This window comes from Pseudomonas sp. DF11 (genome assembly GCF_058148565.1).
In genome coordinates, this window is the sequence record NZ_JBYVYN010000006.1 from 422,459 (window position 1) to 436,656 (window position 14,198).

Here is a 14,198-nt window from a genome sequence, read left to right on the forward strand (position 1 = left end):
CCGTTACTGGCGATTGCGACGGGCGCTACGGCCGGCCAGCAACAGGAGAAGGAACAGGATAATGCCGCCCGGAATCAGCCAGAGCAGCGAAGGTTTACGCCAGGCATCCAGCCCCTTGGGTTCCTCGCGGCCGATCAACAGGCTACCGCTCGGGTCCTGGGTATCGAAGATCGCCACGGCACCGTTGTTGCCCAGGATCGCCACGTCACCACGGGTCAGCACAATCGGTTTGGCCAGGCTTGGTGGCTGGTTGCCCAGGGCCCGGTAGACCAGGCCGTGCTGGCCCGCGGTCTGCACCACTTGCAGCGAGGCCAGTTGGTTGAGGGGCTGTACGTCCAGCAGCACCTGGTCCTTGTGGTTGATGCGCAGGCGACCTTGCTCGTCGACCTGGACCGATTCCTGGCTGTCCTTGAGCGGCAACTCGAAGGCCAGGAAGGCTTTGTCCGGGCTGACGACGGCTTTGGGATCGGCGCTGACCTTGAGCTGTGCGCGCAGCGGCGAGACGCCGCTGCTATCGGCCACCGAAATGACCCGCGCCAGGCTGCTGGCCGGGTGGTCGAGGTAGGCCTGGGGCACCAGGATCTGGGTGTCCACGGCGAAGCGCGCGGCCATGCCGGAGAAGTCGTCGTCCAGCGAGGTTTTTTCCAGGACGATATGGCTGGTCGGCAGGACCGATACTGGGAAGGCTTGCGGCGTTTCCAGGCAGCGATCGCTGACCGGCTGGCGCTGGAACGATACGCGCAAGGTGTTTTTCGAGCCCAGGGCGTAGCGCGGGATGTGTGCCTGGATGCGTTGCGGCTCACCGTCGGTGGCCAACTGCTGGGCACCGATCAGGAAATCATTGAAGTACAGCGAGGCCACGGGCGGGGTATGCGAAGCACCTGGCGCTGCGGACACGTCCACCACGGCGGTCACGGGCAGGCGGCCGTCATAAGCCACGCTGCCCAGAGGGAACGAAGTACTCCAGTCAAAACGCGAGGCCACGTCGAACGTGCCGGGGGCGCCGCCCAAGCGCGCCAGGGCCAGGCGGCCATCGGCGCTCAATGGCGTCTGCGCTTCGGTCACGGTCAATTGGCGGCTGCGCGCCAGTTTGTTCCATGCCGAACCGAGCAAGGACAAGGCTTTGCCGGTCGCATCCGGGGCAATGACCAGCACCGGGCGAGTACCCAGCAGGGCCAGGCGCACGTTGTCAGCGCCGGCACTGGCCATGGCTGGATTGACGTGCTGGTCGCGCCATTGGATCAATGCGCTGGCCGCTGTAGCGTCGACGCCCTGGACCTGACTCTGCAAGGCGTCCAGGGATTGGTTGATGGCCTTGAGCAGTTGCGGGTCGCTGATCGCCAGGTCGGCCTGTACGTTCGGGGTCTGGCCCAACACCAGCAGTGCGCCGATCTCGGCCGGGTTGGCCAAGGTGTGCGGGCCTTTGCCGTTGAGGCTGGCGAAGGCTGGAATGACCAATAGCTCGGCAGGGATGCGCAGGCTGCCCAGGTCGACGCTGTCCTGCACCGCAGGGAAAGGCAGGATACGGCTGTGTTTGCCGATGCGCTCCAGCGCCACGCCCAGGCGCCAGGCCGAATCGTAGCTTGCGGCGGACAGCGAGCCGGGGGCGACGAGGATGCCGGGTTCGCCGGGCAGGGCCGCCCAGGCCGCACCGACGTCGCGCAACTGGCTGGCGTCATAGCTGTAGTTCAGGCGCGTTTCAGGTTGGATGCGCAGCACATTGCCGATGACCCGATCGTCTTCGCACAACGGTCGAGACACTATCGAGGACCAGGCAATACCCAGGCGCACCAGGCCGTTGTCACGCGCGGCCTTGTCGACGCCAAGTGTGGCGCTGGCATCGCCTTGTGCCTCGCTAAGGCCTTCGGCGCGCACCGGGTAGCCGTCGAGGGACAGCAGCAGGGTGTTGCGGCCACCTTCGCCATTGAGGTAGCTGGCGTCCAGTTGCAGGGTTGCGTCATCGAGGGCAACGCCAGCGGGTACCGGCAGGTAGAGCTCACGACGCGCATCGCTGGCGCTCAAGAGGATCGGCGCAGTGATGCCCAGGTCGCTCAAGCGCACCTCGCGCGTCTGCCGGGTATCGGCGTTGAGTCGATGAATGGCCTGGGTCAGCGGGCTGTCCGCGGCCAGGGCAAAAGTCGGCATGAGCGCGAGCAGGCTCAAGCCACAGGCAAGGGCGCTGAGCGCACCCGTAGGGATGGCAACGGAAGGCTTCATTCAGGCAAGTCTCGATCTGATAAGGGGAAATAGCAGTGGTCAGTTGAAATCGGCGAGCAACTCGCGTGGCTCGGACAGTGACGTATCGATCGGCCGCTGTGCATGCAGTGGGGTTACGACGAAGTCGTTGACCGGGCGCCCCATCAGGGCATCGACGATGCGTTGGCTGGCCTTGCCATCGCCATAGGGGTTGGCCGCCTGTGAGGCGCGGCGCCATAACGCGCCATCATCGAACAACGCGTCCACGCCGGCGATGATCGAGGCCGGTGAGGTGCCGACCAGGCGCACCGTGCCGGCTGCCACCGCTTCAGGGCGTTCAGTGACGTCGCGCATCACCAGCACCGGTTTACCCAGGGACGGGGCTTCTTCCTGCACGCCACCGGAGTCGGTGAGGATGACATGGGCGTGTTGCATCAGGCGCACGAACGCCAGGTAATCCAGCGGCTTGATCAAATGCACATTGAGCAGATCGCCCAGTTGTTCGGTCACCGGGCCCAGTACGTTGGGATTGAGGTGCACCGGGTAGACGATCTGGATATCCGGCCGCTGGGCCAGGTGACGCAGGGCCTTGCAGATGTCCAGGAAGCCCCCGCCGAAGTTTTCCCGGCGGTGGCCGGTCACCAGCAACAACTTGCGTCCGGTTTGCAGGAACGGGAACTGTTGGTCCAGTTCGTCACGTAACCGGGCATCCTCATCGATGCGCCGGGCAGTCAGTTGCAGCGCATCGATCACTGTGTTGCCGGTCACCAGGCAACGGCCTTGCAGGCGTTCGCCCAGCAGGTTGTCACGGGACTGTCCGGTGGGGGCGAATAGCAGATCGGCGCTGAGGTCGATGCACCGGCGGTTCATTTCTTCCGGCCAAGGGCTGTAGATGTCTCCGGTGCGCAGGCCAGCTTCCACGTGGCCTACAGGGATGCGTCGGTGAAAGGCGGCCGTTGAAGCCACCATGGCCGAAGTGGTGTCGCCATGGACCAGCACCCGATCGGGGCGGGTCTGCTCCAGTACCGGGTCGATGGCCGCGTACAACGCGGCGGTCAGGGAGTTGAGTGTCTGGTGGGGCGTCATCACGTCGAGGGTGAAATCGGCCTTGAGATCGAACAGATCCAGCACTTGCTTGAGCATGCTCTGATGCTGGCCGGTGACGCAGATCAGCGATTCGATGCCCGGTTCGACGGCGAGGGCCTTGACCAGGGGGGCCATCTTGATGGCTTCCGGACGGGTGCCGAAGATCGAGAGGATCCTGATGCGTGGATGATGAGTTGCGATGACGCCCTTCCTCGCGCAGTTTGCTGCGCCGCACAACAGCTCGCCCGGACGCGATGGGGGCGTTCGAGCAAACAAGCGATTTAAGTTAAGTTAGCCCGGTGTCAGACAGCGGCTTGACGTGCACAGGAAGTGACGTAGTGGCATCTTGAAGTTCGGGGCGGAAGATTAATAGCACCAAAGATCGTAAGCGCAAAGTTTTATATGAAAAAGTTGATTAATAATTTTTTAGAGGTGTTTTAGTGGGGGCGTAAAGGCAAGCTTTTTAGTTTTTTTAACTTCAGCTTTTCATTGATATTAAAGGGGTTTTTGTATGGTTGTGCCTGCTTAACACTGGTTTTTCCAATAAAACCGAGGTGCCGTGATTTTTTTGGCGCCTTGTTTTACGCGGGTCCAGAATACGGTGTGCCATTGGAATGGCGCCTATAAGTCGTCGTGACAGTGGCTTTAGGATTGATGAGTTGGTCGCGAACTTTATTCGTCACTGAAAGTTCAATTTATTTTAAGTTTTTATATTAAATAAAATGGATCCATTCCAGTTGCAAAATCCCAATAGGCACACTCATTACTTGAAATAAGAAAGTGACGTCGATCGGGATGGCTCTTAAGCCAGGTACCCCTTAGTCGTCGAAGCATCCCGACCGATAATCGCACGCTTTGTGTGGTGCGCCTGCCTGGGTTATTGACCAAACTAACCGGGTGGTACATTTTAGCGGCACCTGTCTTGCCCAGCGTGGCAAAGACCATAATAAAAATAGAGGAACCCCCCATGGCTATCCGTCCGCGAGCGCCCCACGCTTTTCCCCTGATCCATCTTTCCAGCGCATCTTCCAGCCTCCCAGGTTCGATCCGATAGCCGCCCCATGCGGTTGCGGTTTTATCGCGCCAGTGGGATGTGGGCGCTCGACAAGCCTCGGAGGTCTTCAAGATGACAAAAGTCGTGGATCTGTATTTCAAGCTGCTCAAGCTGCTGATTGTGTTGTGCATGGTGGCGATGATCGTGCTGGTGTTCGGCAATGTGGTGCTGCGCTATGCCTTCAACTCGGGCATCAGTGTGTCGGAGGAGCTGTCGCGCTGGTTCTTCGTCTGGATGATTTTTCTCGGCGCCCTGGTGGCGCTCAAGGACCGTGCGCACCTGGGTATGGACAGCCTGGTCAAGCGCTTGCCGCCAGCAGGCAAGCGCATCTGCCTGGTCATCGGCCATCTGCTGATGTTGTACATCTGCTGGCTGATCTTCAGTGGTAGCTGGCAACAGGCAGCGATCAACCTGAATGTCGTCGCCCCGGCGTCGGGATTGTCCATGGCCCTGTTCTACGGCGCTGGCCTGGTGTTCGGCGCCAGTGCCGCACCGATCCTGCTCTATGAGCTTTACCTGGCGCTGTTCGGCAAGCTCGCCGATGACGAGCTGGTGATGGTCAAGGACAACGACGCCGAGGTAATCACTCCTGATTCCATCAAGAGTACCCGCCCATGACGCTGGTTATTTTCCTCGGGTCTCTGATGGGCAGCATGGCGCTGGGAATGCCCATCGCGTTTGCCTTGCTGGTGGTCAGCGTGGCGTTGATGGTTTATCTGGATCTGTTCGACGCGCAAATCATTGCCCAGAACCTGCTCAATGGCGCGGACAGCTTCCCGCTGATGGCCGTGCCGTTCTTCATGTTGGCCGGCGAAATCATGAACGTCGGAGGTCTGTCCAAACGCATCGTCAACATTGCCATGGCGCTGGTGGGGCACAAGCGCGGTGGCCTCGGTTACGTAGCGATCATCGCTTCCTGCCTGCTGGCGTCACTCTCCGGTTCGGCTGTGGCCGATGCGGCGGCACTGGCGGCGTTGCTGGTGCCGATGATGGTGCTGGCCGGGCACAACCGAGGGCGCTCGGCCGGCCTGATCGCCGCCGGTAGCATCATCGCGCCGGTCATTCCACCGAGTATTGGCTTCATCGTCTTTGGCGTGGCGTCCGGAGTGTCGATTTCCAAGCTGTTCCTCGCCGGTATCGTGCCGGGCCTGATGCTCGGGGCTTCGCTGGCCGTTGCCTGGTGGTACATCTCCCGTAGCGAGAACGTCGAGACGCCGCCCAAGCGTTCCCGTGCCGAAGTGCTGCGCACGTTGCTCGACGGCAGTTGGGCGATGGGCTTGCCCTTGATCATCATCCTGGGTCTCAAGTTCGGCATCTTCACCCCCACGGAAGCCGCCGTGGTCGCGGCGGTCTATTCGCTGTTCGTGTCCCTGGTGATCTACCGGGAAATGAAAGTCAGCCAGTTGTATGAAGTGATTCTGTCCTCGGCCAAGACCACCTCGGTGGTGATGCTGCTGGTGGCGGCGGCGATGGTTTCATCGTGGCTGGTGACCATCGCCGATCTGCCGGGCCAGTTGGCGGAACTGCTGGCGCCCTTCATGGATAACCAGACCCTTCTGCTGCTGGTGATGATGGTGCTGATCATCCTGGTGGGGACGGTGATGGACATGACCCCGACCATCCTCATCCTCACGCCGGTGCTGATGCCGGCCGTCATCCAGGCGGGGATCGACCCGGTGTACTTCGGCGTGCTGTTCCTGATCAACACCGCCATCGGCCTGATCACGCCGCCCGTGGGCACGGTGCTCAACGTGGTGTGCGGGGTGGCCAAGCTGGACTTCGAGGAAATCGTCCGCGGGGTGTGGCCGTTCATGTTTGCGCAGTTTGTGGTGCTGTTCCTGTTGGTCCTGTTCCCGCAGCTGGTCCTGGGGCCGTTGAAGTTCTTCACCGGATGACAGCGGTGCCGTCTGGCTCGACCTTAAAAACAATAATGATCGGAGAGTGACATGGGAAAACTGATGAAAACCCTGCTGGCCGGGGCGTGCGCAACGGGCTTGCTGTTGACCAGTGTGGCCAGCCACGCGGACGAGATCCGCGAAAGGACCTTGCGATTCGCCTTCCAGAACGTCAAGGAACACCCCCAGGGCCAGGGCGCGCAGAAGTTCGCCGACCTGCTCGGGGAAAAGAGCGGCGGCAAGATCAAGGTCCGCCTGTTCCCCGGCGGTACGCTGGGCGGCGACGTGCAAACCGTGTCGGCGTTGCAGGGCGGCACACTGGACATCACCGTGCTCAACTCCGGCATCCTGGCCGCCCAGGCACCGGATTACGCCATGCTCGATTTCCCGTTCCTGTTCAATAACGTCGAGGAGGCCCATGCGGTCATCGATGGGCCGGTCGGGCAGAAACTGGCCGCGCAACTGGACAGCAAGGGGCTGGTAGGGCTGGGTTACTGGGACCTGGGTTTTCGTAACCTGACCAACAGCAAGCACCCGGTGACCCGCCTCGAAGACATGCAGGGCTTGAAGATCCGGGTCATCCAGTCGCCGATCTACCTGGAAACCTTCTCCGCCCTGGGCGCCAACCCTGTGCCGATGGCGTTCCCCGAGGTCTACACCGGCCTTGAGCAGCACACCATCGACGGCCAGGAAAACCCTTTCACGGTGATCGAGGGCAACAAGTTCTATGAGGTGCAGAAGTACCTTTCCGTCACGGGCCACATCTTCAACCCGCAATCGTTGATCATCAGCCAGAAAACCTGGAGCCGTCTCAACGATGATGAAAAGGCAATGATTCGCGCGGCCGCGGCCGAGGCGCAAACATTCCAACGTGAAGTCACGGCGGCGAGCATGGACAAGGCCAAGGCCACGTTGGCCGCTGCGATGACCGTCAATGAGATCACCCCAGCCGAGAAGGATCGTCTGCGCGAGCGGGTGAAACCGGTGGTCGACAAGTTCGCCGCATCCCTGGATGGCGACCTGGTGAAGACGATGTACGAGGAAATCGCCAAGGTGCGGGCGGCGCAGTGAGGTGAGTGGGCCCGTCCTGAACAGACCCTAACCTGTGGGAGCGAGCCTGCTCGCGATAGCGGTGTGTCAGCCAAGATCAATGCGGCTGACTTGACGCCATCGCGAGCAGGCTCGCTCCCACAGGGTTTGTGGTCTTCTAGTGAACGGTTATTGGGCGGCTGGAACGGCCAGCCACTGCCCAATCACTTTCTGGTAACTGCCATTGGCCTTGCTCAAATGCAGCCACTGATCGACGTACATTTTCCAGGTGGTGTCGTCCCGTGGCAGCAGGTAGGCCTTCTCGCCATATTGCAGGTAGCGGGTCGGGTTGACGGCGCACAGGCCGGGCTTGAGTTTCTGCTGGTAGAGCGCTTCCGATGCATCGGTGATCATTACGTCGGCTTTCTTGTCCAGCAACTGCTGGAAGATGGTCACGTTGTCGTGGAAGCTGAGCTGGCCGTTGGGCAGGAACGCCCGGACGAAGGCTTCGTTGGTGCCGCCAGCCGGCTCGACCAGGCGCACTGAAGGCTGGTTCATCTGCTCGATAGTCTGGTAACGCTCCTGGTCTTCGCAACGCACCAGCGGGATCTTGCCATCCACGTCCAGGGTGGTACTGAAATAGGCTTTCTTCTGGCGCTCCAGCGTCACCGAAATCCCGCCCATGCCGATGTCGCATTGACCTGCAACCATATCCGGCATCAGGGTTTTCCAGGTGGTCTGCACCCATTGCACCTTGACGCCCAGGCTGGCGGCCAGCGAGCGGGCCATGTCGATGTCGATGCCTTCGTATTCGCCGGTTTCGGTTTTAAAGGTATAGGGCTTGTAGTCGCCGGTGGTGCACACCTTCAGTTCGCCGCGTTGCAGGACCTGGTCCAGCAACGAGGGAGCCGGTTCGGCGAAAGCGCCGCTGCAGAATGCCAACAGGCCACAGAGCGTCATCGAGCTTGTTATGGTTTTCATAGTGATGGAACGTCTCACAGCGCAGGGGAACAAGATCGGGGAGTGTAGTAAAAGTGTCGACGGGCTGTCACTGGAGCATTGCCGACGAACAATCAGCACAGAGCAGTCTCAAAGCGGGCATCGCTGCAAGCTCTCCAGATAGGCGCAGAACATATCGGCCATGGCGTCGCTATAGGTGGCAACTTCCGCGGGGGAGCGGGGCGCTGATGAAAATCGCTTGCCCACGGTACTGAGCGTCGTGATCACCAGGTCACCTGCCAGGGCACGGGTTTGTGTCGGGGCGGTTGGCAGTGCCTGCAACATGAAAGCGTCCACCGACTGTTGCACCGACATTCGTGCGGCGTGGTGCTCGGGGGCGTCGCGATAGAGCGGTGCGGCGTCGTTGAGCGCGACGCGTATCTGGGCTTCGTCGCATTCGGACTGGATGAACGCCCGCACGAGGGTACGCAGCCGTTCGAAGGGCGGCTTGCGGTTGTCTTCAAGAATCTCGCGCAGCATATCGCTGGTTTGCCGCCATTCATCACTTTGCAGCCGAAATAGGATCGCCGCTTTGTTCGGGAAGTATTGATACACCGAGCCGACGCTGACGCCCGCTCGCTCGGCAACCCGGGCCACAGTGAAACGGGCCGCGCCCTGGGTCGCCAGAACCTGAACAGCTGCCTCTAACACAGCGGCGACGAGCTCGGTCGAGCGTGCCTGTTTCGGCTGTTTACGCGAGGAAATCTGCGGGCTTGGGCGTTCGGACATGCAGGCATGAACCTCGGAAGGGAATGCGAATAGGAAAGGCGACGGATTATTCGTATCTTGAATGCGACGAATTGATCGCATTCTAGTCGGCTCCACAGGCAGCGTTCAACGTCACATCGCATCCTTTTCCGTGGGTAGGGTTATGACTCAAGAAAATATTCATTTCGGCGCCTCTGCGGTGCCTCAGGCATCCCTCGGTGCCAATCCGGTGCTCAAGCTGTTGCCGCTCACGTTGACGGTCTTCATCGGTTTTCTCACCCTGGGCATGCAATTGCCGGTCTTGCCCCTTCATCTGCATGACACGCTGGGCATGGGTACGCTGGTCATTGGCCTGGTGGTTGGTGCGCAGTTCGCTGCGGCGCTGTTGTCCCGCGCCTGGGCCGGTAACTTTGCCGACATGCGCGGCGGCAAGCGCGCTGTCATGGTTGGCCTGGTGACTGCGGCGGTCTCCGGGTTGGTGTACCTGGTTTCCCTGGCGTTCGTTGCCGCGCCTGTCACTTCGGTCTGGCTGCTGCTGGGTGGTCGTGTCCTGCTGGCGCTGGGTGAAAGCCTGATCGTCACTGGCGCGTTGGGCTGGGGCATCGGCCTGGTGGGCGCGCAGCATGCCGGCAAGGTCATGGCCTGGAATGGCATTGCCATGTACGGCGCTTATGCCCTGGGCGCTCCCCTTGGCGTGGCGCTGAACGGCGGTTGGGGGTTCACAGGCATTGCCGTCGCGACCGTGTTCGTCCCGTTGCTGGCGCTGCTGATTGTTTCGGGTGTCCGGGCTGTCGCCCCTACGGCGACCCGACGAGCACCGTTCTACAAGGTGATGGGGGCCGTGTGGATGCCAGGCTTGGGGTTGGCGTTTTGCAGCGTTGGTTTTGGTGTCGTTACGGCCTTTGTCGCGCTGTTGTTCGCGGCCAGGGATTGGGGCAATTCATCCTTGGCGTTCACGGCGTTCGGTGTGGCGTTCATCGCGGCGCGCCTACTTTTCGGGCACCTTCCGGACAAGATCGGCGGCGCCCGCGTCGCGCTGGTCTGCGTATTGATCGAAACCGTCGGGCTGCTGCTGATCTGGGGCGCCGACACCGCGACCATCGCCTACTTGGGCGCGGCATTCACCGGTTTCGGTTATTCCCTGGCGTTTCCCGGCTTCGGCGTGGAAGCGGTACGGCGAGCGCCGCCGCAGGCACGCGGTCTGGCCATGGGCGCCTACGTCGCGTTCCTGGATATTTCCCTGGGCATCACCAGCCCGCTGGCCGGGTTGTTGGCGAGTGGCTGGGGTATCGGTGCGGTTTACCTGGGTGGCGCCATCGCCGTTGCACTGTCCTTCGCAGTGGCCTTGATGCTGCTCAGAGGGCGGGAAGCACAAGTTCTATACAAATTCTGAACTTTCGATGGGTTATAAGGTTTTCGATCTCGCTTTTTTAGAACAGGAGCATTGCACATGCACGTATTCGTTACCGGTGCCACGGGCTGGGTTGGATCTGCCGTGGTCCAGGAATTGATCGATGCCGGCCATCAGGTCACGGGCCTGGCCCGTTCCGATGACAAGGCAGCAGCACTGGCCGCGACCGGCGCTAAGGTGATCCGTGGGGCGCTGGAGGACCTCGACGTGCTGCACCAGGCCGCCTCGGCGGCGGATGCGGTGATTCACACCGCGTTCAATCATGATTTCTCGCGGTTCGTCGAGAACGCTGAGCAGGACCGCCATGTGATCGAAACCTTGGGCAGTGCGCTGCAAGGATCCGAGCGGCCGTTACTGGTGACGTCCGGCCTGCTGGGGTTGACGCGTGGGGCGAGCGAGCTGGAGGTTCCCAGCCCGGCCTCGCCACGTAAATCCGAAACGGCGGCCCGGGCGCTGGTCGAGCGTGGGGTGCGGGCCGCGACAGTGCGGCTGGCCCCCTCGGTGCATGGGCTCGGCGACCATGGGTTCGTTCCTATCCTGATTCGCCTGGCCCGGGAGACGGGCGTCTCGGCCTACCTCGGGGATGGCAGCCACTGCTGGTCGGGTGTGCATCGGCTGGACGCCGCACGTGTCTATCGGTTGGCGCTGGAACAGGGCGTGACGCAGTCCGTCTACCACGCCGTCGCCGACGAAGCGGTGCCGTTCAAGGACATTGCCCTGGCAATCGGTCGTGGCCTGGGGTTGCCGGTAGAGTCCCGGGAGCGCGAGCACTTCGGTTGGTTCGCCCACATGGCGGGCGCGAACATGGCGGTGTCCAGCGAGTACTCCCGCGCCTTGCTGGGCTGGACACCAAGCGGCCCGAGCCTGCTGGCCGATCTTGAGCAGCCTGGTTACTACGCTGGATGACTAACCCTGCGGCGAGGAGATTTATCCCCGCTGTGCTGCGAAGCGCTCCAATCGGTCGGAGCACCTGCTTCGCAGCCGAACGGGGATAAATCCCCTCGCCATAAGGGTTCTTCTAGCGGGAAATGATCCCGTGATCGATCGCGTATTTCACCAGGGCTGCGGGCTTGTCGATGTTCAGCTTGCGGCGGATGCTCAGGCGATGGGTTTCAACGGTACGTACGCTGATGTCCAGTTCGCGGGCCATTTCCTTGTTGTTCAAGCCTTGGACCATTTTGTACAACACCTGGCTTTCGCGCGGTGTCAGCTCGTTATCGGTGTTTGGGTCGGTGGCGAGTCGCTGGGCGATCTCGGCACTGTAGAAGGTGCCGCCGCTGATGATGGCTTCGATGGCCGCGATGATCTCCCGCGACGGCGCATTCTTGAGCACGTAGCCGCTGGCACCGGAACGCACGGACTCGCTCACGTACTCATAATTGTCGTACATGCTGAGGATGAGGATCTTGAGGCTGGGGTATTGCTTGGCCAACAGTCGGGTCAGCTCGAGCCCGTTCTTGTCCTTGAGGCCGATATCCATCAGCAGCAGGTCCGGTTGGCAGCGACCGACCATTTCGATCGCCTGCGCGCCGTTCTCGGCTTCGCCCACTACATCCAGTTGCGGCATCACCGAGAGCAGGGCCCTGATGCCGTCGCGAACCAGGGAGTGGTCGTCGACCAGCGCAACGCGAATCACGGAGGGCAGGTTCATTGGCAGGTGCTCTTGTTGGAATGGGGGGGCATCAGCTTTCCGTGACCGAGAGGTTCATGGGCAGCAGGATGTCCAGCTCGCTGCGGCCCGGCACCGACGTCACTTCCAGGCGTCCACCGAAATGCTCGACTCGCTCGCGGATGTTACGCAGGCCGATGCCGGCATGGCCGCGTTCCACTTGCGGGACGTTGAACCCCATTCCGTCATCGACCACCGTCAGGCGCAAGGACTGGCTGGAGCCGAACAGGGTTATACCGACACTTTTCGCCCCGGCATGGCGCTCGATATTGGTCAGGGCTTCCTGGGCAATGCGGAACAGCGAGACAGGGGCGCCGTTTTCCAGGCGGCAATCGAATTCGTTGCTTCGGTAGGACACTTCCAGCCCGCTGCGTTGTTGGAATTCGGTGGCGAGCTGGCCGATGGCGGCGGGCAGACCCAGGGTGTCGAGCAGGGAAGAGCGCAAGTCGTGGGAGATATTGCGGATCTCGCCGATGGCTTGGCCCAGCCGCTCGGTGGCATTTTTCAGAATGCCCAGGCCATTTTCCTGGCCGTTCTCCAACACGTGGCTGGCCAGTTCGAACTGGAATTTTATCGATACCAGCAGTTGGCTGATGCCGTCATGCAGTTCGCGAGAAACCCGCGAGCGTTCCTCTTCCTGCAAGCTGACGATGCGCTGGTTCAAGCGCTGCAGCTTTTTGTCGGCCAGGCGATGTTCGCTGACGTTGAGGGTCATGCCGCCGGCAAATACCAGCAGGACCGCCACCAACGCGATCACGGCGATGGCTTGCATGGTGCTGTGGATGCCTTGGGCAACTTCGTCGCGGGCTTGCTGGGTGGCGCGTTCGACGTCCTCCAGGTAAATCCCGGTGCCGAGCATCCAGCCCCATTTATCCAGCATTACGACATAGGCCAGCTTGTCGGTCACCTGGCCGGAGGAGGGTTTGTTCCAGGCATAGCGCTGGAACCCTTCGCCTGACTCGGCGCTTTTGAGCAATGCCTGGATGACCGGCAGGCCGTGGGGATCCTTCATGTCCCAGAGGTATTGTCCCACCAGCTCCGACTGGCGGGCATGCATCAGGCTGCGGCCCTGGCGGTCATACACGAAAAAATAGCCGTTGATGCCGAAGCTGAGCTTGCGCAATTCTTCCAGTACCTGCTGTTGCGCGCGCTCGTCGCCCTGGCCGTTGTCATACAGCGGGGCGATCAGGCTCTGCGCCATTTCGACATAGTTCTTCAGCTCGGCGCGCTTGCTCGCCAGGATGCTGTCTTCGATCAGTTGTGCCTGCTGGTCGCCCAACTGGCGATTGAGCGAGATCACCAGGGCGCAGATGACGGCGATGGCCAGGACCAGTGGCAGGATCCCGAGGGCGACGATTTTGTGTTTGAGCAGCATCTGTACTCCTGTCCGGGCTCGGCGGGGAGGCCAATGGCGGCATCATATGCCAAACCCACGAGCGCTCGACAATCCTATCGGATGTGAGGCTTGAACCTTGTGGGAGCGAGCCTGCTCGCGATGGCGTCAGATCAGCAGCAGTGTTGTTGACTGGCCCACCGCTATCGCGAGCAGGCTCGCTCCCACAGGGGAGGGTAATGGGGCGTCTACGTAGAACTACGTAGATGGCCTGTACGTAGTACTGCGCATTTATTTATTGACGACTTGCGGGGATATTGGGCCGGCTCCGAATAGCCGGGGCACACTATAAAAACAATCGCCGCAATCCACTGGATATCGGCAGGAGACACGCAATGACAACCCGTCTGGTTAAACACCTCGCCTGGTTTGCCGTGGCTGTTCTGGGAGCTTGTGCGTTGAGTGTCGTGGCCTTGCGCCGCGGCGAACCGATCAACGCCCTCTGGATCGTCGTCGCAGCCGTGGCCATCTACCTGGTCGCCTACCGCTACTACAGCCTCTTCATCGCCAACAACGTGATGCAACTCGATGCGCGTCGGGCCACCCCCGCCGTGCTCAACAACGATGGCCTGGACTATGTCCCGACCAATAAACACATTCTCTTCGGCCACCACTTCGCGGCCATTGCCGGTGCGGGGCCGCTGGTCGGGCCGGTGCTGGCGGCGCAGATGGGCTACCTGCCCGGCACGCTCTGGCTGATCGCCGGCGTGGTGCTGGCCGGTGCGGTGCAGGACTTCATGGTCCTGTTCCTGTCCACC

Annotated in this window: 12 protein-coding genes; 6 read left to right on the forward strand and 6 right to left on the reverse strand. The window is 61.4% G+C overall.

Annotation, left to right across the window (positions count from 1 at the left end):
* Positions 1 to 3: 3 nt before the first annotated feature.
* A complete protein-coding gene (locus AC30D9_RS20025; protein WP_490144693.1) occupies positions 4 to 2,217 on the reverse strand; it encodes a hypothetical protein in 2,214 nt (737 codons plus the stop codon).
* 39 nt (positions 2,218 to 2,256) lie between these two features.
* Positions 2,257 to 3,483 carry a non-hydrolyzing UDP-N-acetylglucosamine 2-epimerase gene (gene wecB / locus AC30D9_RS20030; RefSeq protein WP_490144705.1) on the reverse strand — a complete coding sequence of 409 codons (1,227 nt, stop codon included), beginning with the start codon at positions 3,481 to 3,483 and terminating at the stop codon, positions 2,257 to 2,259.
* Positions 3,484 to 4,408: 925 nt separating this feature from the next.
* On the opposite strand from wecB, the gene AC30D9_RS20035 reads away from it, so the two are divergent.
* Genes AC30D9_RS20035 through AC30D9_RS20045 form a run of 3 tightly spaced genes read left to right on the forward strand, consistent with a single transcriptional unit; the run spans position 4,409 to position 7,302 of the window.
* Entirely contained in the window at positions 4,409 to 4,954 is a 546-nt protein-coding gene (locus AC30D9_RS20035; RefSeq protein WP_134924152.1) for a TRAP transporter small permease, read from the forward strand.
* Positions 4,951 to 6,231 (forward strand): TRAP transporter large permease subunit, encoded by a 1,281-nt coding sequence (locus tag AC30D9_RS20040; RefSeq protein ID WP_490144694.1) that lies wholly within the window; start codon positions 4,951 to 4,953, stop codon positions 6,229 to 6,231. Before AC30D9_RS20035 ends, AC30D9_RS20040 begins: the two co-directional genes overlap by 4 nt.
* A gap of 51 nt (positions 6,232 to 6,282) precedes the next feature.
* On the forward strand, positions 6,283 to 7,302 hold the full coding sequence (locus AC30D9_RS20045; RefSeq protein ID WP_134924154.1) for a TRAP transporter substrate-binding protein: 1,020 nt from the start codon (positions 6,283 to 6,285) through the stop codon (positions 7,300 to 7,302).
* Between the two features lie 147 nt (positions 7,303 to 7,449).
* On the opposite strand, the gene AC30D9_RS20050 is transcribed toward AC30D9_RS20045, so the two are convergent.
* Both AC30D9_RS20050 and AC30D9_RS20055 read right to left on the reverse strand, forming a co-directional pair.
* Positions 7,450 to 8,241 carry a transporter substrate-binding domain-containing protein gene (locus AC30D9_RS20050; protein ID WP_307570829.1) on the reverse strand — a complete coding sequence of 264 codons (792 nt, stop codon included), beginning with the start codon at positions 8,239 to 8,241 and terminating at the stop codon, positions 7,450 to 7,452.
* Between the two features lie 108 nt (positions 8,242 to 8,349).
* A complete protein-coding gene (locus AC30D9_RS20055; protein ID WP_307570828.1) occupies positions 8,350 to 8,988 on the reverse strand; it encodes a TetR/AcrR family transcriptional regulator in 639 nt (212 codons plus the stop codon).
* A gap of 142 nt (positions 8,989 to 9,130) precedes the next feature.
* Here AC30D9_RS20055 and AC30D9_RS20060 point away from each other — a divergent pair, with 142 nt between their 5' ends.
* Positions 9,131 to 10,360 (forward strand): arabinose transporter, encoded by a 1,230-nt coding sequence (locus AC30D9_RS20060; protein WP_490144695.1) that lies wholly within the window; start codon positions 9,131 to 9,133, stop codon positions 10,358 to 10,360.
* 57 nt (positions 10,361 to 10,417) lie between these two features.
* Positions 10,418 to 11,284 (forward strand): SDR family oxidoreductase, encoded by an 867-nt coding sequence (locus AC30D9_RS20065; RefSeq protein ID WP_490144696.1) that lies wholly within the window; start codon positions 10,418 to 10,420, stop codon positions 11,282 to 11,284.
* A 112-nt stretch (positions 11,285 to 11,396) separates the two neighbouring features.
* Here the strand turns inward: AC30D9_RS20065 and AC30D9_RS20070 are convergent, their stop codons facing one another.
* The gene (locus AC30D9_RS20070; protein ID WP_134924159.1) at positions 11,397 to 12,029 is read right to left on the reverse strand and encodes a response regulator; all 633 of its coding nucleotides are present in this window, start codon (positions 12,027 to 12,029) and stop codon (positions 11,397 to 11,399) included.
* A gap of 31 nt (positions 12,030 to 12,060) precedes the next feature.
* Positions 12,061 to 13,422 (reverse strand): cache domain-containing protein, encoded by a 1,362-nt coding sequence (locus AC30D9_RS20075; RefSeq protein ID WP_490144697.1) that lies wholly within the window; start codon positions 13,420 to 13,422, stop codon positions 12,061 to 12,063.
* Between the two features lie 353 nt (positions 13,423 to 13,775).
* On the opposite strand from AC30D9_RS20075, the gene AC30D9_RS20080 reads away from it, so the two are divergent.
* Positions 13,776 to 14,198, forward strand: a 423-nt coding sequence (locus AC30D9_RS20080; RefSeq protein ID WP_490144698.1) for a carbon starvation CstA family protein, incomplete at its 3' end; no start/stop codon positions are given.